This is a genomic window from Paenisporosarcina sp. P4_B8 (assembly GCF_056402175.1).
Map to the genome: position 1 here is coordinate 17,130 of NZ_JBFUHX010000010.1, position 21,148 is coordinate 38,277.

Annotated in this window: 30 protein-coding genes and 2 riboswitches; of the genes, 24 read left to right on the plus strand and 6 right to left on the minus strand. The window is 40.7% G+C overall.

The annotated features are described in order from the left end of the window. The first annotated feature begins 122 nt into the window (after positions 1 to 122). From AC1DSK_RS10670 to AC1DSK_RS10690, 5 genes are read left to right on the plus strand one after another with little or no spacing between them, the layout of a single operon-like run. Positions 123 to 509 carry a GntR family transcriptional regulator gene (locus AC1DSK_RS10670; RefSeq protein WP_477547108.1) on the plus strand — a complete coding sequence of 129 codons (387 nt, stop codon included), beginning with the start codon at positions 123 to 125 and terminating at the stop codon, positions 507 to 509. Then, positions 509 to 1,615 carry a DUF1648 domain-containing protein gene (locus AC1DSK_RS10675; RefSeq protein ID WP_477547109.1) on the plus strand — a complete coding sequence of 369 codons (1,107 nt, stop codon included), beginning with the start codon at positions 509 to 511 and terminating at the stop codon, positions 1,613 to 1,615. Before AC1DSK_RS10670 ends, AC1DSK_RS10675 begins: the two co-directional genes overlap by 1 nt. Before the next feature lie 16 nt (positions 1,616 to 1,631). Next, entirely contained in the window at positions 1,632 to 1,832 is a 201-nt protein-coding gene (locus AC1DSK_RS10680; protein ID WP_477547110.1) for a PLD nuclease N-terminal domain-containing protein, read from the plus strand. Next, positions 1,829 to 2,731: an ABC transporter ATP-binding protein gene (locus tag AC1DSK_RS10685; protein ID WP_477547111.1), complete on the plus strand. Its 903-nt coding sequence runs from the start codon at positions 1,829 to 1,831 to the stop codon at positions 2,729 to 2,731. Before AC1DSK_RS10680 ends, AC1DSK_RS10685 begins: the two co-directional genes overlap by 4 nt. Continuing rightward, the gene (locus AC1DSK_RS10690) at positions 2,728 to 3,510 is read left to right on the plus strand and encodes an ABC transporter permease (protein WP_477547112.1); all 783 of its coding nucleotides are present in this window, start codon (positions 2,728 to 2,730) and stop codon (positions 3,508 to 3,510) included. Before AC1DSK_RS10685 ends, AC1DSK_RS10690 begins: the two co-directional genes overlap by 4 nt. 47 nt (positions 3,511 to 3,557) lie before the next feature. Here the strand turns inward: AC1DSK_RS10690 and AC1DSK_RS10695 are convergent, their stop codons facing one another. Together AC1DSK_RS10695 and AC1DSK_RS10700 are read right to left on the minus strand one after the other, a co-directional pair. Further along, the gene (locus tag AC1DSK_RS10695) at positions 3,558 to 3,770 is read right to left on the minus strand and encodes a hypothetical protein (protein ID WP_477547300.1); all 213 of its coding nucleotides are present in this window, start codon (positions 3,768 to 3,770) and stop codon (positions 3,558 to 3,560) included. A gap of 211 nt (positions 3,771 to 3,981) precedes the next feature. Continuing rightward, complete coding sequence (locus tag AC1DSK_RS10700) at positions 3,982 to 4,386, minus strand: HIT family protein (RefSeq protein ID WP_477547113.1); 405 nt, start codon at positions 4,384 to 4,386, stop codon at positions 3,982 to 3,984. A gap of 90 nt (positions 4,387 to 4,476) precedes the next feature. Between AC1DSK_RS10700 and AC1DSK_RS10705 the strand changes: the two genes are divergently transcribed. Continuing rightward, positions 4,477 to 5,193 (plus strand): CBS domain-containing protein, encoded by a 717-nt coding sequence (locus AC1DSK_RS10705; RefSeq protein ID WP_477547114.1) that lies wholly within the window; start codon positions 4,477 to 4,479, stop codon positions 5,191 to 5,193. Between the two features lie 248 nt (positions 5,194 to 5,441). Beyond that, the gene (locus tag AC1DSK_RS10710) at positions 5,442 to 6,395 is read left to right on the plus strand and encodes a nuclease-related domain-containing protein (protein WP_477547115.1); all 954 of its coding nucleotides are present in this window, start codon (positions 5,442 to 5,444) and stop codon (positions 6,393 to 6,395) included. Positions 6,396 to 6,595: 200 nt separating this feature from the next. Here the strand turns inward: AC1DSK_RS10710 and AC1DSK_RS10715 are convergent, their stop codons facing one another. Next, on the minus strand, positions 6,596 to 6,967 hold the full coding sequence (locus AC1DSK_RS10715) for a VOC family protein (protein WP_477547116.1): 372 nt from the start codon (positions 6,965 to 6,967) through the stop codon (positions 6,596 to 6,598). A gap of 126 nt (positions 6,968 to 7,093) precedes the next feature. On the opposite strand from AC1DSK_RS10715, the gene AC1DSK_RS10720 reads away from it, so the two are divergent. The 10 genes from AC1DSK_RS10720 to AC1DSK_RS10765 all read left to right on the plus strand — a co-directional run bounded on the left by AC1DSK_RS10720 (position 7,094) and on the right by AC1DSK_RS10765 (position 14,374). Beyond that, positions 7,094 to 7,438, plus strand: coding sequence for a hypothetical protein (locus AC1DSK_RS10720; protein ID WP_477547117.1), 345 nt, complete (start codon positions 7,094 to 7,096; stop codon positions 7,436 to 7,438). A 45-nt stretch (positions 7,439 to 7,483) separates the two neighbouring features. Further along, complete coding sequence (locus tag AC1DSK_RS10725) at positions 7,484 to 7,870, plus strand: VOC family protein (protein WP_477547118.1); 387 nt, start codon at positions 7,484 to 7,486, stop codon at positions 7,868 to 7,870. A gap of 212 nt (positions 7,871 to 8,082) precedes the next feature. After that, positions 8,083 to 8,700 (plus strand): NAD(P)-dependent oxidoreductase, encoded by a 618-nt coding sequence (locus tag AC1DSK_RS10730; RefSeq protein ID WP_477547119.1) that lies wholly within the window; start codon positions 8,083 to 8,085, stop codon positions 8,698 to 8,700. A 12-nt stretch (positions 8,701 to 8,712) separates the two neighbouring features. Then, complete coding sequence (locus AC1DSK_RS10735; protein WP_477547120.1) at positions 8,713 to 9,534, plus strand: metallophosphoesterase; 822 nt, start codon at positions 8,713 to 8,715, stop codon at positions 9,532 to 9,534. Positions 9,535 to 9,569: 35 nt separating this feature from the next. Then, positions 9,570 to 10,556: a GNAT family N-acetyltransferase gene (locus tag AC1DSK_RS10740; protein ID WP_477547121.1), complete on the plus strand. Its 987-nt coding sequence runs from the start codon at positions 9,570 to 9,572 to the stop codon at positions 10,554 to 10,556. Between the two features lie 219 nt (positions 10,557 to 10,775). Further along, entirely contained in the window at positions 10,776 to 11,507 is a 732-nt protein-coding gene (locus AC1DSK_RS10745) for a sulfite exporter TauE/SafE family protein (RefSeq protein ID WP_477547122.1), read from the plus strand. 56 nt (positions 11,508 to 11,563) lie between these two features. Beyond that, on the plus strand, positions 11,564 to 12,580 hold the full coding sequence (locus AC1DSK_RS10750) for a PQQ-dependent sugar dehydrogenase (RefSeq protein WP_477547123.1): 1,017 nt from the start codon (positions 11,564 to 11,566) through the stop codon (positions 12,578 to 12,580). A 66-nt stretch (positions 12,581 to 12,646) separates the two neighbouring features. Further along, positions 12,647 to 13,057 (plus strand): pyridoxamine 5'-phosphate oxidase family protein, encoded by a 411-nt coding sequence (locus AC1DSK_RS10755; protein WP_477547124.1) that lies wholly within the window; start codon positions 12,647 to 12,649, stop codon positions 13,055 to 13,057. A 212-nt stretch (positions 13,058 to 13,269) separates the two neighbouring features. Beyond that, positions 13,270 to 14,025 (plus strand): VanW family protein, encoded by a 756-nt coding sequence (locus tag AC1DSK_RS10760; RefSeq protein ID WP_477547125.1) that lies wholly within the window; start codon positions 13,270 to 13,272, stop codon positions 14,023 to 14,025. A 178-nt stretch (positions 14,026 to 14,203) separates the two neighbouring features. Next, positions 14,204 to 14,374 (plus strand): hypothetical protein, encoded by a 171-nt coding sequence (locus tag AC1DSK_RS10765; RefSeq protein WP_477547126.1) that lies wholly within the window; start codon positions 14,204 to 14,206, stop codon positions 14,372 to 14,374. 240 nt (positions 14,375 to 14,614) lie between these two features. On the opposite strand, the gene corA is transcribed toward AC1DSK_RS10765, so the two are convergent. After that, positions 14,615 to 15,577, minus strand: coding sequence for a magnesium/cobalt transporter CorA (gene corA / locus AC1DSK_RS10770; protein ID WP_342542657.1), 963 nt, complete (start codon positions 15,575 to 15,577; stop codon positions 14,615 to 14,617). Between the two features lie 233 nt (positions 15,578 to 15,810). Here corA and AC1DSK_RS10775 point away from each other — a divergent pair, with 233 nt between their 5' ends. Continuing rightward, entirely contained in the window at positions 15,811 to 15,945 is a 135-nt protein-coding gene (locus AC1DSK_RS10775; RefSeq protein ID WP_016429808.1) for a hypothetical protein, read from the plus strand. Between the two features lie 268 nt (positions 15,946 to 16,213). Here the strand turns inward: AC1DSK_RS10775 and AC1DSK_RS10780 are convergent, their stop codons facing one another. Then, positions 16,214 to 16,420 (minus strand): hypothetical protein, encoded by a 207-nt coding sequence (locus AC1DSK_RS10780; RefSeq protein ID WP_477547127.1) that lies wholly within the window; start codon positions 16,418 to 16,420, stop codon positions 16,214 to 16,216. 169 nt (positions 16,421 to 16,589) lie between these two features. Continuing rightward, positions 16,590 to 16,693, plus strand: a riboswitch (guanidine-I (ykkC/yxkD leader). A 58-nt stretch (positions 16,694 to 16,751) separates the two neighbouring features. On the opposite strand from AC1DSK_RS10780, the gene AC1DSK_RS10785 reads away from it, so the two are divergent. The 6 genes from AC1DSK_RS10785 (at position 16,752) to AC1DSK_RS10810 (ending at position 20,760) form a co-directional block, all read left to right on the plus strand. Further along, positions 16,752 to 17,087 carry a DMT family transporter gene (locus AC1DSK_RS10785; protein ID WP_342542659.1) on the plus strand — a complete coding sequence of 112 codons (336 nt, stop codon included), beginning with the start codon at positions 16,752 to 16,754 and terminating at the stop codon, positions 17,085 to 17,087. After that, a complete protein-coding gene (locus tag AC1DSK_RS10790) occupies positions 17,087 to 17,401 on the plus strand; it encodes a DMT family transporter (protein ID WP_016429811.1) in 315 nt (104 codons plus the stop codon). Before AC1DSK_RS10785 ends, AC1DSK_RS10790 begins: the two co-directional genes overlap by 1 nt. A 152-nt stretch (positions 17,402 to 17,553) precedes the next feature. Continuing rightward, positions 17,554 to 17,658: riboswitch (SAM riboswitch) on the plus strand. A 72-nt stretch (positions 17,659 to 17,730) separates the two neighbouring features. Beyond that, positions 17,731 to 18,945, plus strand: coding sequence for a 2,3-diketo-5-methylthiopentyl-1-phosphate enolase (locus AC1DSK_RS10795; protein ID WP_477547128.1), 1,215 nt, complete (start codon positions 17,731 to 17,733; stop codon positions 18,943 to 18,945). Continuing rightward, a complete protein-coding gene (locus AC1DSK_RS10800) occupies positions 18,942 to 19,601 on the plus strand; it encodes a 2-hydroxy-3-keto-5-methylthiopentenyl-1-phosphate phosphatase (RefSeq protein ID WP_477547129.1) in 660 nt (219 codons plus the stop codon). Before AC1DSK_RS10795 ends, AC1DSK_RS10800 begins: the two co-directional genes overlap by 4 nt. Then, on the plus strand, positions 19,598 to 20,227 hold the full coding sequence (locus AC1DSK_RS10805) for a methylthioribulose 1-phosphate dehydratase (protein ID WP_477547130.1): 630 nt from the start codon (positions 19,598 to 19,600) through the stop codon (positions 20,225 to 20,227). The genes AC1DSK_RS10800 and AC1DSK_RS10805 overlap by 4 nt, the downstream gene beginning before the upstream one ends. Before the next feature lie 2 nt (positions 20,228 to 20,229). After that, the gene (locus AC1DSK_RS10810; RefSeq protein WP_477547131.1) at positions 20,230 to 20,760 is read left to right on the plus strand and encodes a cupin domain-containing protein; all 531 of its coding nucleotides are present in this window, start codon (positions 20,230 to 20,232) and stop codon (positions 20,758 to 20,760) included. Between the two features lie 257 nt (positions 20,761 to 21,017). Here the strand turns inward: AC1DSK_RS10810 and AC1DSK_RS10815 are convergent, their stop codons facing one another. Next, positions 21,018 to 21,116: a YjcZ family sporulation protein gene (locus AC1DSK_RS10815; RefSeq protein ID WP_081637846.1), complete on the minus strand. Its 99-nt coding sequence runs from the start codon at positions 21,114 to 21,116 to the stop codon at positions 21,018 to 21,020. Positions 21,117 to 21,148 lie beyond the last annotated feature (32 nt).

The window sequence follows — 21,148 nt, forward strand, 5'->3', positions numbered from 1 at the left end:
GTAACGCATGAAAAAAGGATTGTAAATAAAGTAAATATCAATACTTGCCAATCAGTAAATTCTGTTCTATATTATATATAACAAAACTGTTCTACTAAGAATAGAACAAAGGGAGGTCGCATATGTTTATTGAGATTGAACCGGATTCGACCGTACCGATTTATTTACAATTGGCTCAGCAAATTATTGAAGGGGTAGCAAAGGGGTCTTTGAAACCTGGAGATTCCTTGCCATCTGTACGCTCATTTGCAGCTGATCTCGGCATGAACATGCATACGGTAAATAAAGCTTATCACTACTTGGAAGAGAAGGAATTTATTCAGATTGTACCGAAGAAAGGTGTATTCATTCATGAAAAAGGTGTACGGAAAGCATCAGCTTCCGATCGCCAACGTCTGAGCAAAGAATTACGCCCAATCATAGCAGAAGCACTTTGTCTTCAGTTGTCTCAAGAGGACATTGAGTTACTGGTGAAAGAAATTATTTTGGATTTGAAGGAGGTTAAGTAATGTCAGCAATCATTTTTATCGTCTTATTAATGTTCAACATTGCCATTCAAGCCTTTTTACCGAAGTTTCTGAAGGAAAGTGAAGCGTTTGGCGTGTATATCCCGGATACGCACGTAAAAGACCCACGCCTTATGAGGATGAAAAACCGCTACACTCAATTGGTTTTGCTATGTGGTGTGGTTGTTCTGGTCCTATTCATTGGCTGGGTGTTAATCGTCCGTCCACAGGAGCAACAAATTGTATTTTGGGGATTAGCCGCACAAATAGGTGCATTGGTTTTGCCGATGGGGCTATATGCAAAAAATCATATTGCATTAGCTAACTGGAAGAAAGATGAAAAATGGACAGCGGGTCAAGTTGAGCGGAAAGTGGTAGACCTGCAGTTTCGTGAGCAACTGAAACTGTTGCCCAACATGTATTTTATTTTGCCGATGCTTTTGACCGTCAGTCTAAGTGTTTATGGATTAACCCAATATGATTTGTTACCTGACCAGCTTCCGACGCACTGGGGTCCGAATGGGGAAGCGGATGCATTTACGGAAAAAAGTTGGCTTTCAGTCAATTCGTTGCCATTCCTAACCCTCGTACTTCAAGGCATGTTGCTTTTTTTCAATGGGGCCATGAAGCAATCAGGTGCAAAGATTCAGGTGCGAAATAAAAAACGTTCCCGAGAACAACAACTCGCGTTCCGTAAATATACAAGTTGGTTATTGTTTGTCGTGACCATCACGGTGACGTTGTTGATGGGATACTTACAGCTGACCATTATTTTTCCTGAAACCATGTCAACTTCAGTAACTCTTGCTTCCACCATCTCTTTCTTGGTCATTATTTTAGGTTCTGTCCTATTTTACGCCATTAAAGTAGGGCAAAGTGGCACCAGAATAGCCGTATCACACCCAGATGAAAGTCTAGAAGGGGTAATCGATCAAGATGATGATCGATACTGGAAATTCGGAATGTTTTATGTGAATAAGAACGATCCGAGCATAATGGTGGAAAAACGTTTTGGGATTGGCTGGACCATCAATTTCGGTCACAAAACCAGTTGGATTTCCTTACTATTACTAATAGGAAGTATCGTGTTCGTTTCAACATTGCAATAAAGAGGAGTGGGAGAAAATGGAGGAATTACAAGGGGTGCCTTGGGGTATTATCACACCGATATTTATCATTCAATTTATTTTAATAGTAGTTGCACTTATCGATTTAGCAAAAATACATCAAACAAACGGACCTAAATGGGTCTGGGCACTGGTCATTATTTTCATTAGTATTTTTGGACCTATTTCGTACTTTATTGCAGGGAGAAAACAAACATGACGACAATCTTAGAAGCTAATCATTTAACGAAAATATACGGATCAGAGCGAGCTGTAAATGATGTGACTTTTGCGCTGGGAGAAGGCACATCTACGGCATTAATCGGACCAAATGGAGCCGGTAAAACGACGACTTTATCCATGCTTGGTGGGTTATTACAACCAACATCGGGTACCATTTCACTGAATGGGGAAAAACATGCGGACGTAAGAAAACATATTGGTTTCCTGCCTCAATATCCACAATTCTTTTCGTGGCTGACAGCACTGGAATTTACTGAAATGGCGGCGAAATTAAGTGGGATGGACTCACGGTCTGCCAAGCTTGAAGCACAAAAAACACTGGAGTTCGTAGGACTTGGAGATGCACTACGGAAAAAAACGGGTACTTTCTCCGGCGGAATGAAACAACGTCTTGGATTAGCACAGGCCATTGTTCATAAACCGAAGCTCTTATTATTGGATGAACCGGTATCTGCGCTGGATCCCGTTGGAAGACGCGAGATTATGAATCTATTGAAAAGCTTGCAACAAGACATGACCATTTTGTACTCGACACACATTTTGAATGATGCGGAAGAAATGACGGATCAATTGTTGTTTTTACGAAAAGGACAATTGGTCGAACAAGGTTCGATCGGCGATGTGCGTGCAAAATATGATCAACCAAGATACCGCTTGGAATTTGGCCGAGCAGAAGATGCCCTCATTTATTCAGAAAGTGCTCCATGGAAAGTACAAGTGGAAGGCACTTACGGTACCATTCACATAACTCAAGGATTGCCGACAATGGCGGAAGTGTTGAGGTCGTTGGCGGAAAGTGGACTGGATGTCCAAAAAGCGGAGCGACAAACAGCGAACTTAGAAGAAATCTTTATGAAGGTGGCGGGGCAGGCATGAGGGAATTAATCGTACTTTTTCAAAAAGAGTGGCGTGAGAATACACGCAACTATAAATTTTTATGGGTACCTCTTGTCTTTATTTTCTTCGGATTGTCCGAGCCGCTGACAAGTTACTATTTGCCGCAAATACTCGACGCGGTAGGGAATATGCCTGAAGGCTCCGTCTTCCCAATGCCGGATTTCACGCCCGCTCAAGTCATCATGGCGACATTGGGGCAATACCAATTCATCGGCATGCTCGTATTAGTATTGGCATTCATGGGTACCATTTCCCGCGAGCGTAAAAATGGAACAGGAACACTTATTTACGTACGACCGATTTCTTATATAAATTACTTTTTGAGCAAATGGAAAGTCGTCGGCTTCATTGCGCTAGTGAGCGTATGGCTAGGATTGTTAACGAGCTGGTATTACACAGGGTTGTTATTCGGCAAAATCGAAGCAGCTGATTTCTTAGCTTTTGCAGGCACTTATAGTGTATGGATTTTATTTGTCGTGACAATCGTTTTGGCTATGAGTGCGTGGTTACCTACAGGTGGCGCTGCAGGTGTATCATTATTGCTGGTCTTACTTGTTCAGATTGTAGACTCTTTACTTGGAGCGTACTGGACCATATCGCCTTGGAAGCTGTCTATTTATGCAACGCAGTGGTTGACAGGTTCACCAGACTCAGGCGATTTCTGGTGGAGCATGGTGATCACGATTGTGGCTATTATCGCGTTGATGATGTTTGGTGTATGGATGTCAAAACGCAACGCATCAAAAACAAAGGTGTAAAAGTTATCCCTCTCCAAATTAATATGGAGAGGGATTTTTTTGTAGGCTTATTTTTTGTTGTTATCGTCAGCTGCACCATCAGCATCTGGTATATCTGATTTGTCCATCGTTGGTTCTTCACCATCTGTTTTATTCTCTCCAGGTACGAAGTTTTTATCTTGATCACTTGGTCCCTGTTGAGTACCGATGGAAGTACCTTTATCCGTTCCACAACCAGCAAGCATAAACATAGCCAAAACGACTAATAATATAGATTTCATATACAAACTTTTACCTCCTGTTTCACCTGATTTTTGTTTTCAGCTTAGGTTGCTCATACAGGAGTGAAATATGTATTTTGATAAAATGGGTTTTGTATTTTGTTAGCCGCGTAACGTTTTTGTCGAGTGTGAAGTGGCTTCTGACTCGAAGGGGATTTTGACCATTTATTAATTTCCAACCTGACCATTCGAGAATATTTCGATATACATGTTATTTTCCGGGTCTGCGATTTTCTTCCGATTTGAACCATGCACGAATGCCTTTTCCAGCATAAGGTTCGTCTGCAAAACGAGGCAAAATATGAAAATGCGCATGCGGAATCGATTGGTTTGAAGCGTCTCCAACATTCCAGCCTAGTGTGTATCCGTCTGGTGAGTAGTTCTCGTCCGCATAGGACTTCACTTGTTGCAACAATTCATATGTAGCGTTCCATTCTTCCTGTGTTAAATCAAAAACCGTTTGTCGATGGATTTTTGGAACGATTAGTCCACTGCCTTCTAAAATGGTTTGATGATTGGGATGTTGTAAGTACTGGCAATATTCATTTTCAAACACAATACGCTGTTCAGAATCCTTTTGCGGATTGCAAAAAGGACAATTTAATAGGTTTTCCAATTTCAACACCTCTTCTTACAGTAATTGTAATAGAACGACAGGAAAATAAGCAAACTATGTAGAAAGAGTTGCGAACGGGAGGAATGCAAAATGGATAAAACACAACAGGCCGAGCAATCAATTCGAAATTCCAATCGCTTTTTGACGGCTTTTCATCGCATAGAACAATCGATGAAAGACATTATTGGCACCAATGATCATCTGTCATTTTATAAATTAGTTGAGCTTTCGAAACGGAAGAATGCCGTTGTCCGAAGATTTGAAGAGGATTTAAAAGAATATGCCACACTGCGAAATGCCATCGTCCATCATCAAACCTCAACAGAGTATGCCATTGCTGAACCCCATGATGAAATTGTACAAGCTCTTGAAGCAATTGATGAAGCACTGGCAAAACCAGTTACCGTAGGGGAAATGTTTGCACGAAAAGTAAGCACACTCCAAGCGCAAGACACGTTACTTGATGCCTTAGTCATGATAAGAGATAAACAATTTACCCAAATACCCGTATATCAAGGTAATGTTTTTGTAGGCCTATTAACTGCGGTGGGAATTACCTTCTGGCTTGCAAACCATGTCGAAAAAGAGGATATTTCCTGGGAAATGACTATCGAATCCACTCTTCAACATGAAAAAAAGAAAGAAAATCATCTTTTCGTCCCACGGGAGATGTCGATTTTTGAAGCGGAGGAACTTTTTAAAGAAGCAATGGCAAAAGGAAAAAGACTCGAAGCATTGCTGATTACTGACAAAGATGGACTGGTCGGTATTGTCACGCCGTTGGATCTGATGAAAATTGAAGCGTGATTGAGTTTTTTGTTCTCAATTGTTAGAGCAATTATACAATGGACATCTCAAATCGGGATGTCTTTTTTTTCTGGAATATCACGGGTGCATTGAGCCAGCTGGCTGAAAAAATTAAAATCGTTCAAAATTTTATTTTGCCCACTTTTGTGCCCTGGAAAATTTAATTTTGGTTCATTTTCTTAGGTGTAAAGTAACGGCTTGAAATAAGGTGAATTTTTCATGTGTTACGATGCAAATGAGGTGATGAAATGATTCTAAAAAAACGTGGAAAAGACCACCATTTACATGGATTACAAGCTCTCTACAAACGATTACCTGATAGTCATTCTTTAATCACTACTATTAATAAAAAGATAGCGATGATGATTGCAGGAATACGAGGAGAAACAAAACTTGAATCAGTATTTGAAAACTATTTCTTTTTAGATGAAGTTTACATCCTGCACGATCTTTCTATTTACTCAACAGGACAAGCTCAAATCGATTGTCTTGTTATTACTCCTAAATTCGCTCTAATTTTGGAGGTTAAAAACATTGCAGGAGAGATGTCATTTTTAGAAGGAACAGGTCAGATAAGTAGAGTTTTGGATAATGGACAAATTGATCATTTTGAGAGCCCAATGATACAACTCGATCGCAATAGTGATTTACTTCACGATTGGCTGAGGATTAGAGGAATTCAATTTCCCATCTTGGGAGCTGTCGTATTGCCTAATGCATCGCAAAAAGTAAACGTGCAATTGAACTCTTATCCCGTACTATTTTTAGGGGGAGTCCATTCTTTTATTAAACGATTAATGAATACTCAATCAATAGTAGAACCCAAAATAGCAAGAGAGATTGCTGAGCAACTGATTGAAAGTCATCAAATATTCATTCCTTTTCCGATTTGCCGCAGATGGAATATAGAAACTGCATGTTTAAAGAAAGGAGTTTATTGTACCAAATGTAGCGAGGGTCTAATGATACGCCAATTGCGTACTTGGGTATGTCAACAATGTCATCATAAAGATTCGAAGGCTCACCGCCAAGCAATTAATGAATGGTTTATGTTGGTTGGTGGAGAAATGACAAATAAGAAATGTAGAGACTTTTTAAATATAAAAAGTCATCAGCTTGCTACAAGGTTACTTGGAGAAATGAATTTGAGAGTTGATGGGAAAGGAAGAAGCACTAAATATACAAAGGAAAATTACGAGTAAAACACTGAATGGACGAAAATTACCTGCGATTGGTCGAAAACAGCTGTTGAGTGGTCAAAAAGTGAGTCTGACTGGTCATAAACCTGCTCCGATTGGACGAAAACTCATATTGAATGGACAAAAACTTAAATGGGAGAAGGCTACGCCTCCTCTTGAAAAGAAAAACCCTTCCATGCTGAAGCTTTGGAAGGGTTCGTTGCTTAAATTTCACTCATAACTGCATGTGTATTGCCTTCGCCATCTTTGAAGAAAGCCATCCAGATTTCAATATCGCCCATTTTTCCAACCATATGGGGTTCATCAATAAAATCTGCTCCCGCTTCTTTCATGGTGCTCACTGTTGAATTCAATTCTTTCACTTTGAAGTACAGCACGGAGCTTGGGTGGTCAAACTCTTTCTTCTCCGGCAAACTCAATAACAAACGTGTTTCTCCACATTGGAAAAACGCCAGTCCATCTGTTTCGAACAGTAACGGCAAGCCGATTACATCTCTGTAAAAAGCGACAGCTCGAGGCACGTCCTTTACATTGACGGCAATTTGACCAATGGACTCAATCGATAAATTTTTCATATGTATTTCCTCCAATCCCTTCTTTTTCAATTCGACAGAACGAGTGGAAATCCTGCTGTGGTATTCTTTAGAGAAGACTCGAAAGTTTGATAATAAAGGATGAAATCAAAATCAAGGGGTGAAGAAGTGAATTGGAATTGGAATGAAACGAGCATCACTTTGGCTTATACACCTGAAAATTTAAAGGACTTACTAAATAAGGTATGTAATAAAGAAAACAGTTTTTCACAATTTGATTTTAGTAAGTGGTGTGATAACTTAACGATGTTTTTTGATGATGACGAACGAGAAGAGTTGAATGAATATGAAACCCTCGCTGCGTGGGTTGCGACAGACATTGAAGCCCAATGGGATTTGTTTTTAATTAATACTTATTCGTCTAAGATATTGCAGGACTTGGACCTCACTAAAGTAGAATTGCCTCATCAATGGTGGATTCAATGGTCAGAAGAAATGAACGAGGCGTTATAGCTTTTGTTAATCGAACGAATACGCCCTCGAAAAAGGTGGATAAGCATGTTACATCACGTAGAAATGAATGTCTCCAATTTACAGCAATCCCGCGCCTTTTATGACTTTCTATTGCCGATGCTAGGCTATGAACTCTATCAACAATGGGATAAAGGATTTAGTTATAAGGTCAATCATACATATCTAGTTTTTGTACAAACAGAGGAGAAGCATGCGGATGCGTCATTCCACCGAGGCCGTACAGGTTTAAACCACCTCGCATTTCATGGGGAGTCCCGCACGCAAGTGGATGCTCTGACGGAAGAATTGATAAACCGTGGCGTAAACATTCTATATAAAGATCGTCATCCCTTTGCAGGGAGCAATCATACGTACGCTGTATTTTTTGAAGATCCGGATCGGATAAAATTAGAGATTGTAGCGCCTAAATAACGGGCATTGGGTAGAAAAGGAGTGATTCTGCCATGCCGTTTGATTATGACCTGGATTATGAAAATTTAGACCTTCGGAAAAAGCCTGAGTTGTACCACGTTATAAAACACCGGGCTTCCGTATACAGTGTTAGAGACTACCTTGGTTGAATCATTAGCCAGACCATTCGCATTCCTTTATGCTTAAAGAAAACGATAGTTGGGGGAATCTCCATGAACATTACGATATTTGGTGCGACAGGTCGTGTAGGAAATGAAATCTTACAACGCGCCTTAAAAGATGGCCATCGTGTGAAAGCTCTTGTACGCACACCATCCAAACTAACACCACATGAAAATTTAACGATTCTAGAAGGCGATATCCGAAAACAACAATCGGTGAGTGAAGCGATTAAAGGTGCGGATGCCGTATTCAGTGCAATTGGTACTGATAAAACCACAACACTGACAGATGCAATCCCGCTTATTATTGAAGCCATGCAAAAAGAAGAAATAAAACGTATCGTCACAATAGGCACGGCAGGGATTTTGCAAAGTCGTACCAACCCTGAAGCGTACCGCTTTCAGTCAACTGAATCAAAACGTCGCTTAACCTTTGCGGCAGAAGAGCATGCAAAGGCTTATGAACAGCTTGCTGCAACGAACCTGGAATGGACAGTTGTCTGCCCAACCTATTTACCAGATGGAAAGGCGACGGGTCAGTGGAGAATTGAACGGAACTTTTTACCAGAAGATGGCGTTAAAATATCTGTAGGGGACACCGCTGAGTTCGCTTACAAAGAATTGCTGGACCCTCAGTTTATAAACGTTCGAGTGGGTCTTGCTTATTAAAAGGAGTTTTACATGTTTCGAAAACTATTGAAAGGTATCATTGCCGTCGCTTGTCTGATTGGCTTCTTATATGTGAATAACAACTGGCTCAGCGTTACGAATCACACCGTAGAATCTTCTGAGATTCCTTCATCTTTTGATGGATATCGGATTGTGCAAATTTCAGATTTACATGATGCTACTTTTGGTGAAAATCAACAGCGGTTAGTGAATAAAATTAAACAGGCAAGGCCAAATATGATTGTCATTACCGGGGATTTGATTGATAGCAATCGCTATGATTTACCCAACAGTCTTGCGCTCATCGAGGAAATTGTGGAATTAACGGACGTGTACTACGTGACAGGAAATCATGAAGTAGCAACGAATGATGTGGAACATATAAAAGAGGAACTCACCACTCGTGGCGTGCGCGTGTTATCCAATGAAACCGTGAACATAACACGTGACGGAATGTCGATATCCTTAACAGGGATAGAAGACCCATTAAATGGTGCGACAGCTTCACAAATGATTGATTCTTCCAATGTTCCGAATGACGCTTTTTCAATTCTCCTTGCCCATCGCCCAGAAGATTTTCAATCTTATATAGATGCAGGAATGGATATAACGTTTTCCGGACATGCACATGGCGGTCAGTTCCGTATCCCATTCGTTGGCGGCCTTGTTGCGCCTGGTCAAGGTTACTTTCCAACATACACAGCGGGCATTCATGAAGGTGGGTCATCTAAATTGATTGTCAGTCGAGGACTTGGAAATAGCATCATTCCGATTCGTCTGTTTAACTTGCCTGAAATAGTCGTGGTTACGTTAAAATCGAGTTCAATAAAATAACTCGATCGACAACTTAAGAAGGAGAGATTTTCATCATGCCACAAAGCATTACGCTTGTACCTTACAATCCAGATCATCAACAAGCATTCCAATTTTACCCGTTACCTCCCGACCAGCTTGAGTTTACGGCACACCCATTAGAGCTGCTGAAAAACGACAATTATTCTAGAACTCCCGTCACCATCTTGGAAGGGAATCATATCGTTGGGTTCTTTGTCCTGGATACCGGAAATGACCGTTTCTTTTATACTGACAACCCGAATTCTATTTTATTAAGAGGATTTTCCATTCATCCGGAATCCCAAGGTCAAGGAATTGCAGTGAAAACGATACAAGCTCTTCCAACTTTTATCCATCGGCATTTTCCGCAATTCGACGAAGTGGTACTTGGGGTCAACGAACGCAACGAAGCTGCTAGACATGTTTATTTAAAGGCTGGTTTCAAAGATGAGGGACGTCGCTACATAGGTTCAAAAGGTCAGCAATATGCGCTGCATTTATATGTACCAGATACAATCATACGCCAAGCAAAGCCCGGGGATGAGGATGGAATTACCAAGGTCTGTACGGAAGGTCAATGGTTTACATATGGGGATATATATACGAAGCAAGAGATTGAACATATCATTAATAGATACTATACTCCTAAACGAATCTTGAAGGAAATCAATGATTTGTCGAAAAAATGGAATGGTTACTATGTGGCTGAGGTTGAAGGGGAAATTGTCGGGGCTATAGGTGGGGGTATGACCAACTCCAAAATAGCAGAAATTTACGTTCTTTATTTGCATCCAGAGAAGCGGAACAAGAAAATTGGAACACAATTACTGGAAGCTTATACCCGACTACAACAAGAAGAGTATAATGCCACGGAACAGTGGGTTTCGGTGGAAAAGGAAAATAACAAAGGAATCCCATTTTATAAAGCAAAAGGATTCATTTTCGTTAAAGAAGAGCCTGCAAATGATTCCGAATTGACAAGTGCTCACACTTCTTTACGATTAAAAAGAGCATTAGATTAAAAGGGAATTTTAGATTTTTGGGTGCTTCGTTTAGTTGATACATTTGAAGGCTTTCAAGTATTGCTCTTGAAGCCATTTCATTCATTATTACGTAAAAATAGTTGCCCTCGAGTAATGAGAGCAACTTTTTTATTATTATTTATAATTTCTAGTTCATTACTATAGAAAATACCCTTCTCCAACTCGCATCAACATACTAACTGGATAAAGAGGTAGCTCATGGATTACATTTGGTTATTTTTAATAGGTTTGATTGCGAATGTGCTGGGCACTTTGGCTGGAGGCGGTGGCTTAATTAGTTTACCGGCCATGTTATTAATGGGAATACCGGTACACTCAGCCATAGGCGCAAATAAGGTCTCGAATACAGTCAGCTCCTTATCTAGTTTCATCGTGATCTATAAGTATAAAGAAGTTACCGTCAAAGAAGCGTTCATCATCGTTCCGCTTTGTCTTGGTGGGGGAATAACAGGAGGATTAATCGCGTCCTTTCTAACAGAAAGCACGTTGACAATAATCGCTGTTGTCCTACTGAGTTTCGCTTTGCTAACTTCATTTATGGGATCGAGTGATTTTGAAGGAAATCGTCCGCTTGTCGTTAGTAAGAAAAGTGGGGCCGGTCTATTTGGCATCGGTCTATACGATGGGGTGTTTGGACCGGGATCTGGCACATTGATGATGTACGTGCTATCTCATCTAGGCATTTCTTATATTCGGGCTGTTGGACTAGCCCGCATTGCGATTTTTTCAAGTTGTTTCGGTGCGGCATTAACGTACATAGCGACGGGGAAAATTATGTGGGCGGTAACCATTACACTATTGTTGGGCTCGGTAAGTGGTGCGCAAATCGGGGTGCATCTAGCTCGTAAATTGAAAAAAGAATATGTGAAACCTTTATTACGCATTGTAACGATAGCGTTGATTATACAAATTGTCGCAACGAATCTCTAGATAAAAAGGCTAAATTCTCAGTATAATGTGAATAAAGAGTAAAGAGGTGATTAGTCATGAAGCGATGGGTAATCTTCACCTCATGCCTTCTTCTGTTAAGTGGGTGTGGAATATTCGAACAAAACAAATCTGAAGAACCAGAGTCAATTAAAGTAGTAGCTAAAAATCTTCAAGTCCCTTGGTCCATCAACCAGTCTGGGGAGGACTTTTACATATCTGAACGGGTCGGCACGATTGCCTATATCCAAGTTGATGGCACGGTCGAACATCAAAAAGTAGAGTTTTCCACGCCTTTAGCGACAGTTTCGGAAGCGGGTTTGCTTGGATTTGTCCTGAAACCGACGTTCGAAGAAACAAAAACAGCATTTGCTTATTACAATTATGATGCGGGAAACGGTCCATTCAATCGTATAGTGACATTGAAATTAGAAGGTGACGTCTGGAAAGAAAACGCCATACACTTAGACGGAATCTCAACCGGCAATGTCCATCATGGAGGTCGACTTGAAATCGGTCCTGATCAGTTGTTGTATGCAACGATTGGGGATGCGTCAAATCCACAACTCGCCCAAGATCCCGATTCTAAAAACGGGAAAATCATCCGTTTAAATGCAAACAATCAATGGGAAACCATTAGTCTAGGTCATCGCAATCCTCAAGGCCTTGCTTGGACAGATGATGGCGTTTTATTTGCTTCTGAACATGGACAATCTGCCAATGATGAAATAAACAAAATCGAACCAAGCAGTAACTACGGTTGGCCATTAATTGAAGGAAGTGAAGAACGAGAAGGATATGTGACTCCATTGCTTCATTCAGGTGCGAATATCACATGGGCACCTTCTGGCATGGCGTTTCATAAAGGGAAATTGTATGTTGCAGCTTTGCGAGGAGAAGGGATTCTCGTCATTAATCCCGAGTCTGGTGAATTAGAGGATAAAATTACAGGCTATGGACGAATAAGAGATGTATTTTCAAATGGTGAGGAGTTGTACTTCGTCTCAAACAATCGAGATGGACGTGGAAAAGCGAAAGTTGATGACGATAAGCTTTATCAATATTTAGCGGAATAACAGCACGTTGTCATGTTTAATTGGCTGAACTGAATGGAATACTTTCAGGAAAGGAGCTGATTAAGAGTGAGTAAACAACAAGCATTGAATATTTTAAAAGAAAGTCGCACCGGCACGATGGCAACGGTTAAAAATAATAAACCACACTCAAGATACATGACTTTCTTCAATGAAGAATTCACTTTATATACGCCGACCAATAAAAACACGCATAAAGTTGAAGACATTGAAGCCAATCCATATACACATATTTTGATTGGCTATGACGGAGAAGGCTTCGGGGATGCATTCCTAGAGATTGAAGGCAAAGTAAGTGAAAGTAAAGACGAAAGTTTGAAAGAAAAAATTTGGAATGACCATATGAAAAATTGGTTCGAAGGTCCAGAAGACCCGAACTTAGTGATATTGGTTGTAAAACCAGAAAGCGTTCGTCTTATGAACAAAAGTGGAGAACCACCTGAAACCATTGAATTTTAATAAATGGAAAGCTCGCTCTCAGACTGAGGGTGAGCTTTTTTGTGTAATGTGAAAGTTTGTGAAAAATTTAACGCTCAAACAGCGATGTTTATCGCTCAAACTGAACCATTTATCGATCAAAAATCGAGTTTATCGCTCAAACTAGACCATTTATCGCTCAGATAGGTCTCAGAGTCAAGTTAACTTGTGCTGAGATGACGGTTCCTCATAGTGTGATTTTTAATCTCTCTCCTGAATGGGTACTGGATGAAAAAAAGTACGCAAAAAATAAGCGAAATGAATCACTGGAATATCAAGTTTTCAAACACAAGACACCGTTGCTGCGTCAGTTAAAAGATGTGGACATGCAACTGCAATATAATAAAGTTAAGAATTTGAGGATTGCAGCCAAAAAGGTAAGTGGAATCGTCGTTCAGCCCGGTGAAACGTTTTCCTACTGGAAGACAATTGGGAAAACAACGAGACGGAAAGGTTATCTTGACGGCATGATTCTACATTATGGAAAAGTGCGATCAGGTCCCGGCGGCGGACTGTGCCAATTATCCAATTTAATTTACTGGATGACGTTGCACACTCCACTTCAAGTAACGGAACGCTACCGTCACAGTTACGATGTATTTCCGGATTCCCAGCGCAGCCAACCTTTTGGAAGCGGGGCAACTTGTGCATATAACTATTTGGACCTGCAGATTAAAAATGAAACGAATGAACCTTACCAACTAATCATTTACGTAACCGATCAATCTTTGGTAGGCGAATGGCGAACGACACAACCTTCTTTGACGACCTACAATGTTTATGAAAAAGAGCATTGGTTCACATTAGAACACTGGGGCGGGTACGTACGTCACAACACGATATACCGAGAAGTATTCAACCGTTTCGGAGAACGAATCGATGACGAGTTCATTACTGAAAACCATGCCATTACCATGTATGAACCTTTTCTGACGGATGGTAAGGCATAAAAGAAACAGCTCAGCAGGAATCTGCTGAGCTGTTTTATTGTTCAACTTAAAAAGAAAGAAAAAATGACTATTTCGATTAACATTTACGGATGAGGTTTATATGTTTTGTATAGGGGTAAATTTGAATTAGAACATTAGAAACATTTCAACTATCACAAAATATGAGGAGGAAACTAACATGGCAGATTGGAAAAAAACATTATTAGCAAGTGGTCTAGTAGGTGGAATCGTTTTGGGTGGTTTAGCAGGTTGTGGTGACGGAGTTGACCAGGATAATGGTGTCAATGATGGTGACCAGAAGGACGAAGTAGATTCTGAAAACAAAAACACTGAAGAAGGCGAAGAATAATTCAGCAGATTTAAGGAGCGTAGAGCTCCTTTTTTTGTGGACAATAAGTGATGTTAATGGATTAAGCCTTGTAACACCCATCACTCTATAGCTTTTTAGCAGTCCCCAAAATTTTCTAAAATTGAATTCTTCATCCTATTTCTATTTTCGATACTACAATGGGAAAATCCTGTTTGAACTTATGAACTGGAAACCGATCAAATAAAAAACCATCTCCTTTTTTTCGGGAGATGGTTTTCATTATGATTTGAATAAATTCAGCCAGCCTTTGTATTTAAACCAGGCGAACATTAACAATCCGATAAGTGCCATTCCGCCTAAAGCGAAAAAGTAGCCATATTTCGTCTCGAGTTCCGGCATGTTTTCAAAATTCATGCCATATACCCCTGCTACAAATGTTAGTGGAATGAAAATGGAGGATACAATCGTTAAAATCATCATGATTCGGTTCATTCGGTTGGAGTTCATTGCCATATAGCTATCTCGAATATCTGCTGTAAGTTCTCGGTTTGACTCCACAATTTCTGTCAGTTTGACGAGGTGATCAGAAATATCCGCAAAGTAGGAATGTTCGTGCTGTTGAAGGTTAAAACGACTCGAGTTTAATACACGGTACATCAAATCACGCATCGGCAAAATCGTTCGGCGCAACCATAACAAGTCACTGCGCATTTCAAAGACGGTATCCATCGAAAAATGCTTCATATCAAACGTCATCTGATCTTCAATTTCGTTCAAATGGTCCTCAATCTTGTACACAAGTGGAAAGTAGGAATCAACCACTTTGTCGAGAATTTGATACATCGCATAAATCGCTCCACGTTCCCAGAAGGAGGCATCGCGTTGCAATTTTTCTCGAACCAAGTCCAATTCTTGAACGGCATTATGATGAAAAGTAACAACAAAATTCTTTCCGACAAATAAATCCAATTCCTCGGCTTCAAGCGTCTCTTCATTCAGCGTATGGACGACAAAGAAATGATATCCATCGTGGTAATCGACTTTCGGGCGCTGCAAGCGGTGTAAACAATCTTCAATCGCTAGTGGATGGAAATGAAAGAACGAATCAAGCAAAGCCCATTCAGTGGCTGATGGTTTGTCAAAATCAATCCAGTACCAGTCGAATGACTTTTTATGTAGATCTTCTAAAGGAAAGTCCATTTCTAATTGACTATCAACGGTAACTCCAAATGTTCGAATCATAAGTAAAACCTCGTTTCACACGGTAAATGCTAGTAGTAGTTTACCACGAAAGTTCGATGTGCTTGTATTGAAGCCTATAAAATTCGTTTGAAAAAGGAGAAGTTACCAGTCGATTTCTTATGACTTCGCATTAAAAGCTCATTTTCTAAATAATGTCTTAACAAGTCATTCACATCCTCTTCATATTCATCGGCTACACTAAAGGTGCAAGCTCAAATCCAAGGAGGTCCTACATGAGTCAAACACGTTTAAAAAAGAAAGCTTTACCTATCGCAATCCTTTCGTTTTTAGCCATCAGTGGAGTCGCGGGAACCATTGCCACATTTCCATTTCATAAACGACAACGAATACCTCTAAAAGCTAGATAAAGGAAAAATAAAAAATGCGATTTAAAAGGAGAGTCATTAACGTGGAAATTCAACGAAGACCTTGGAAAAAAATATCTTTGACGCGATTTATGGACTTCATAAGTAAGTCCACTCAAAGAGCACAAGAAAAGAGATTTTCTCAATTAAATTCATCACAGACACCTTGGAATTAACTAAACGCAATCATATATAAATAAATGGATTCTCTTTAATACTCTCATTTCTTATGGAGAGTTTTTTCTTGTTTAAAAATCCTTTATACGGGAATTTACATATCTTTAATAACTTTTACCACTCCATACGCTGACAGATACGAAATCGGGATGAGAAGAAAAAGAATAATCAATCCAATCATCGTACCAAGCGGAGAGATAGGAAGTAGATTACCTGCAAAAAAACCAAGTAACTGATAAAAAATGACGAAAATGACGATGGACATGATCAAAATAATGATCTTATTTTTGAAGGTTTTCATTGTGGTTCTCCTTCCGCAACAACCAAATATATTATCATTAAGTATTACATTTACTTCCAATTGTTACAACTGTTTCTTTAAAGCGAGCGCATCGTTTGACTCTCTGTAAAATATAGTTTATTCTAGCCATGGAATTAATAAATTCATAAAGCGCCATTTTCACAATGGCGGCCAAGTTTTCTAGGGTTCCGCAAACAACCGGTTTGGTCTGGTCCGAGAGAAAACGCTTTGCACACACGCAAGGATACACGGAAGGATAAAAGCCTGGGAGATGACGTATGATACGTTTATCTCTCGGGCTTATTTTGATTTGGAAAAGGAGTATGTTTTCATGAATAAAGAATGGATGAAAGTCTTCATAGCAGCATTTTTTGAGGTATTTTGGGTAATTGGTCTCAAGCATGCGGATGATATCTGGACATGGTTGGGCACGGCAATTGCTATTTCGGTGAGTTTCTATTTAATGATTATGGCAGGGAAAACACTTCCTGTTGGAACCGTGTATGCAGTGTTTGTCGGACTTGGTACAGCTGGGACAGTGATTGCGGATATCCTCTTTTTCGGGGAATCATTTAGTATCGCAAAAATTGCCTTGATTGCACTTCTGTTAATTGGGGTTGTCGGGCTTAAGCTGGTGACAAAAGAACAGGAAGAGGTGGAATCCTAATGGCGTGGATATTCTTAGTCATTGCTGGATTGTTTGAAATGACAGGTGTGGCGATGATCAGTCAAGTGCATAAAAGTCGCAATTGGAAGTCCATTAGCGGATTGTTCGCAAGCTTTTTGGCAAGCTTCCTGTTCCTTGCACTCGCCATGGAAACCCTTCCGATGGGTACGGCATACGCAGTGTGGACAGGTATTGGTGCTTCAGGTGGAGCGATTTTAGGCATGATTTTATACGGGGAGCCTAAAACATGGCTGCGCATGCTGTTTATTGCCATGGTGTTAGGAGCGGCTGTCGGTTTGAAATTTATTTCTTAGGACTGTCATATCTATTTCCCGGCAAACATAGCATAGCTTTATCACACGTATAAAAAGCAGTATATTTGAATTTATTAGAAAATTATGTTGACAAGTATTTTGCACCCTGTCATAATCCAATTTAGATTTTAAAAAATATCATATCTACATTTTTCTTATCAAGAGCAGGTGGAGGGACTAGCCCTATGAAACCCGGCAACCGACTTACGCGAGTAGGCACGGTGCTAATTCTTGCAGCAGTAGCTGACAGATAAGAGGATGTTAGTTCAACTACTAACCTCTTCTTTTTTGTGAAGAGGTTTTTTATTTTCCCTAAAGAGGTGAAGACATTGAGTGAAGTAATCGCGACTTATTTAGTCCATAGCATAGAAGGAAATTTAGAAAAAAAAGCAGAAGGCATCGCACTTGGCTTGACGGTCGGATCATGGACCGACTTACCGCAACTGGAACAACAGCAACTGAAGAAACATAAGGGACGCGTTGTATCTGTCCAAAAAGAAAATAGTCAATTAGAAAGCAGAACGAAAGGAATTATTCGCATTGCATACCCCAAGGCGAATTTCAGTCCTGATTTGCCAGCCATTTTAACGACGACTTTTGGCAAGTTATCACTGGACGGGGAAATCAAATTAATTGATTTGGAGTTCAGTCCGGAATTAACGGGCCACTTTCCAGGTCCGAAATTCGGCACAGAAGGAATCCGACAACTGACAGGCGTGCAAGAACGACCATTTGTCATGAGTATCTTTAAAGGCATACTCGGGAAAGATTTGGACTTTTTACTGACACAACTGGAACACCAAGCACGCGGTGGTCTGGATTTTGTGAAAGATGATGAAATTTTATTCGAAAACGAGTCGACGCCTTTTGAACAACGGATTGTAAAAGGACGTGAAGTACTCGAGCATGTTTTCTCGGAGACAGGTCACCGCACACGTTACGCAGTGAATTTGACAGGACGTACATTCGACTTAAGAGACAAAGCAAGACATGCGACAGAGCTAGGGGCAGATATGTTGCTGTTTAATGTTTATGCATACGGATTGGATACACTGCAAAGTTTAGCTGAAGATCCAGAAATTGCGATTCCGATTATGGCACACCCAGCTGTTTCGGGAGCATTCACTCCATCCCGAAAGTATGGTCTCTCAAACCACCTCGTACTGGGTAAATTATTGCGACTTGCCGGGGCGGATTTCTCGTTATTTCCCTCACCATATGGCAGTGTGGCCTTGGAAAAATCAGAAACACTAAAAATTGCAGATGCACTCCAGGTTCCTGGTTTGATAAAGACCTCTTTGCCAGTGCCTTCAGCCGGAATTCATCCGGGCATGGTGCCGCAACTGATTGAAGACTTTGGTATTGATTCCGTCATCAATGCAGGTGGCGGGGTGCACGGACATCCGGCAGGTTCTGCGGCGGGGGGCAAAGCATTCAGGCAAGCGGTTGATGCAATGCTATCAAGGAAGACCTTATCAGAGGCTGCGCAAACAAATGCAGAACTGCAACAAGCACTGGAATTGTGGGGTGACAAAGTACGATGACACCACCCGTTATATTTTGTGATTTTGATGGCACGATTACCACGAAAGATAACATTATGGCCATCATGAAAAAATTCGCACCACCTGAGTGGGAGCCGATTAAAGACCAGATTCTCGACCAACAAATAACCATTCAACAAGGCGTGACACAACTTTTCAACTTGTTATCAACCGACCAAAAAGATGAAATTACCCAATATGTATTGGAACAGGCACAAATTCGAGAAGGATTTGAGGATTTTGTGGCCTATACGAAAGCACAGAAGATTCCACTCTTTATTGTATCTGGTGGCATTGATTTCTTTGTTAAGCCACTCGTGAAGGAACATATAGAAGACGACCGTATTTACTGCAACGTGGCAGATTTTTCTGGAGAAACCATCACAATCAACTGGCCTCATTCATGCGATGAACATTGCTCGAATGGCTGTGGTTGTTGTAAACCATCCATCATTCGCAAACTGAGTGACGACAACACTTACAAAATCGTCATCGGTGATTCCATTACCGATCTGCAAGCGGCCAAACTGGCAGACAAAGTCATAGCGCGGGACTTCCTCATCGAAAAGTGCGAAGAACTCGATATTCCTTTTGAGCCATTTGAAACATTTACAGACGTGATTCACATTTTAAAGCAATTGGAGGTACGCACATGAGCAATTACTTTTCCCGTTGGACCGAGCTTTCGGCCATAAAAAAAGAACTCGCAGACCGCGATTGGTTCTACGGCACGAGTGGTAATTTATCGATTAAGGTAACGAATGAACCGGTTACATTCCTCGTTACAGCATCCGGTAAGGACAAACGGAAATTCACGGATCATGACTTTTTACTAGTTGATGCAGCTGGTGAAAAGTTGGAGGAAACGACGTCAAAGCCATCGGCCGAAACGTTGCTCCACGCTAAGATTTATAACAAAACAAATGCCGGGTGTGTCCTTCATGTGCACACGATTGACAACAATGTCATCACGGAACTGTATAAACATGAAACACATATCGATTTCACCGGAAATGAAATTATTAAAGCACTCGGTTCCTGGGAACAAGATGCCAAAGTCAGCATTCCGATCATTCCAAATGTCGCGCATATCCCGACACTTGCTGAACAATTTGATCGTTATGTAACAGGGGACATGGGAGCAATCCTGATTCAAAATCACGGCATCACGGTGTGGGGCAAAGACGCTTTCGAAGCGAAAAAATATTTGGAAGCATGGGAATTTTTATTCTCGTACCAAGTGAAAATCGCAACTATAAAACATGTAGTGGGGAGTTATTAAAAATGGCATACATTCGCAAACACGCAAACAACGAACGCATTGAAGAAGAGCAAGCAGTCATCGACTTTTTGAACAGCAATGAAGTTATTTACGAAAAGTGGGACATCGAGAAGCTTCCAACCGGACTTCGTGAAAAATTCAATCTAACAGATGAAGAAAAACAACAGATTCTATCCGCATTCGGAATCGAAATTGCTGACATTTCCGAGCGACGCAACTACCAGCAAGCGGATGTGATTTCACTCTCTGAATCAACGCCTAACTTGGAACAACTGTTGAAAAATTTCCAACAGGAGCATCATCATGAAGACGATGAAGTACGTTTCATCGTCAGCGGTCACGGCATTTTCGTCATTCAATCGGAAGACGGAGAGTTCTTTGATGTCGAGTTGCAACCGGGAGACTTAATCTCTGTACCTGAAAATGTACGCCACTACTTTACGCTGATGGAAGACCGCAAAGTCGTAGCGGTGCGCATTTTTGTCACGACAGAAGGCTGGGTACCGATTTACGAGAAGGAAACAGTCGCTTAATTAGAGGTTGATTACTTTTTGACCACTTGATAAAGGTCTGTGACCAGTCAAGGTTGATTTTCATCCGGTCAGCCGAAGTTTTTGACCAGTCAGCAATGGTTTTTGTCCATTCGCCTGGACACGGACAAATCATCCTTTCCAGACACACAATAAAACCTGACATCCCGTAAGGAGTCAGGTTTTTTGTACTTATTACACACGATGGGGGAAGAAAGAGTCGTGCGTCATAGTCGGATGTGAGGATTAATTTCTATAAATTAATATAGACAACTTGCACCGACAATAATTAACAAGATGAAGAGAACAACAATCAACGTGAACGTAGAACCGCTAGTATTGCAGCATTCGTATCCCATGCCTTACACCACCTTTTTAGAAAGGATGCTTT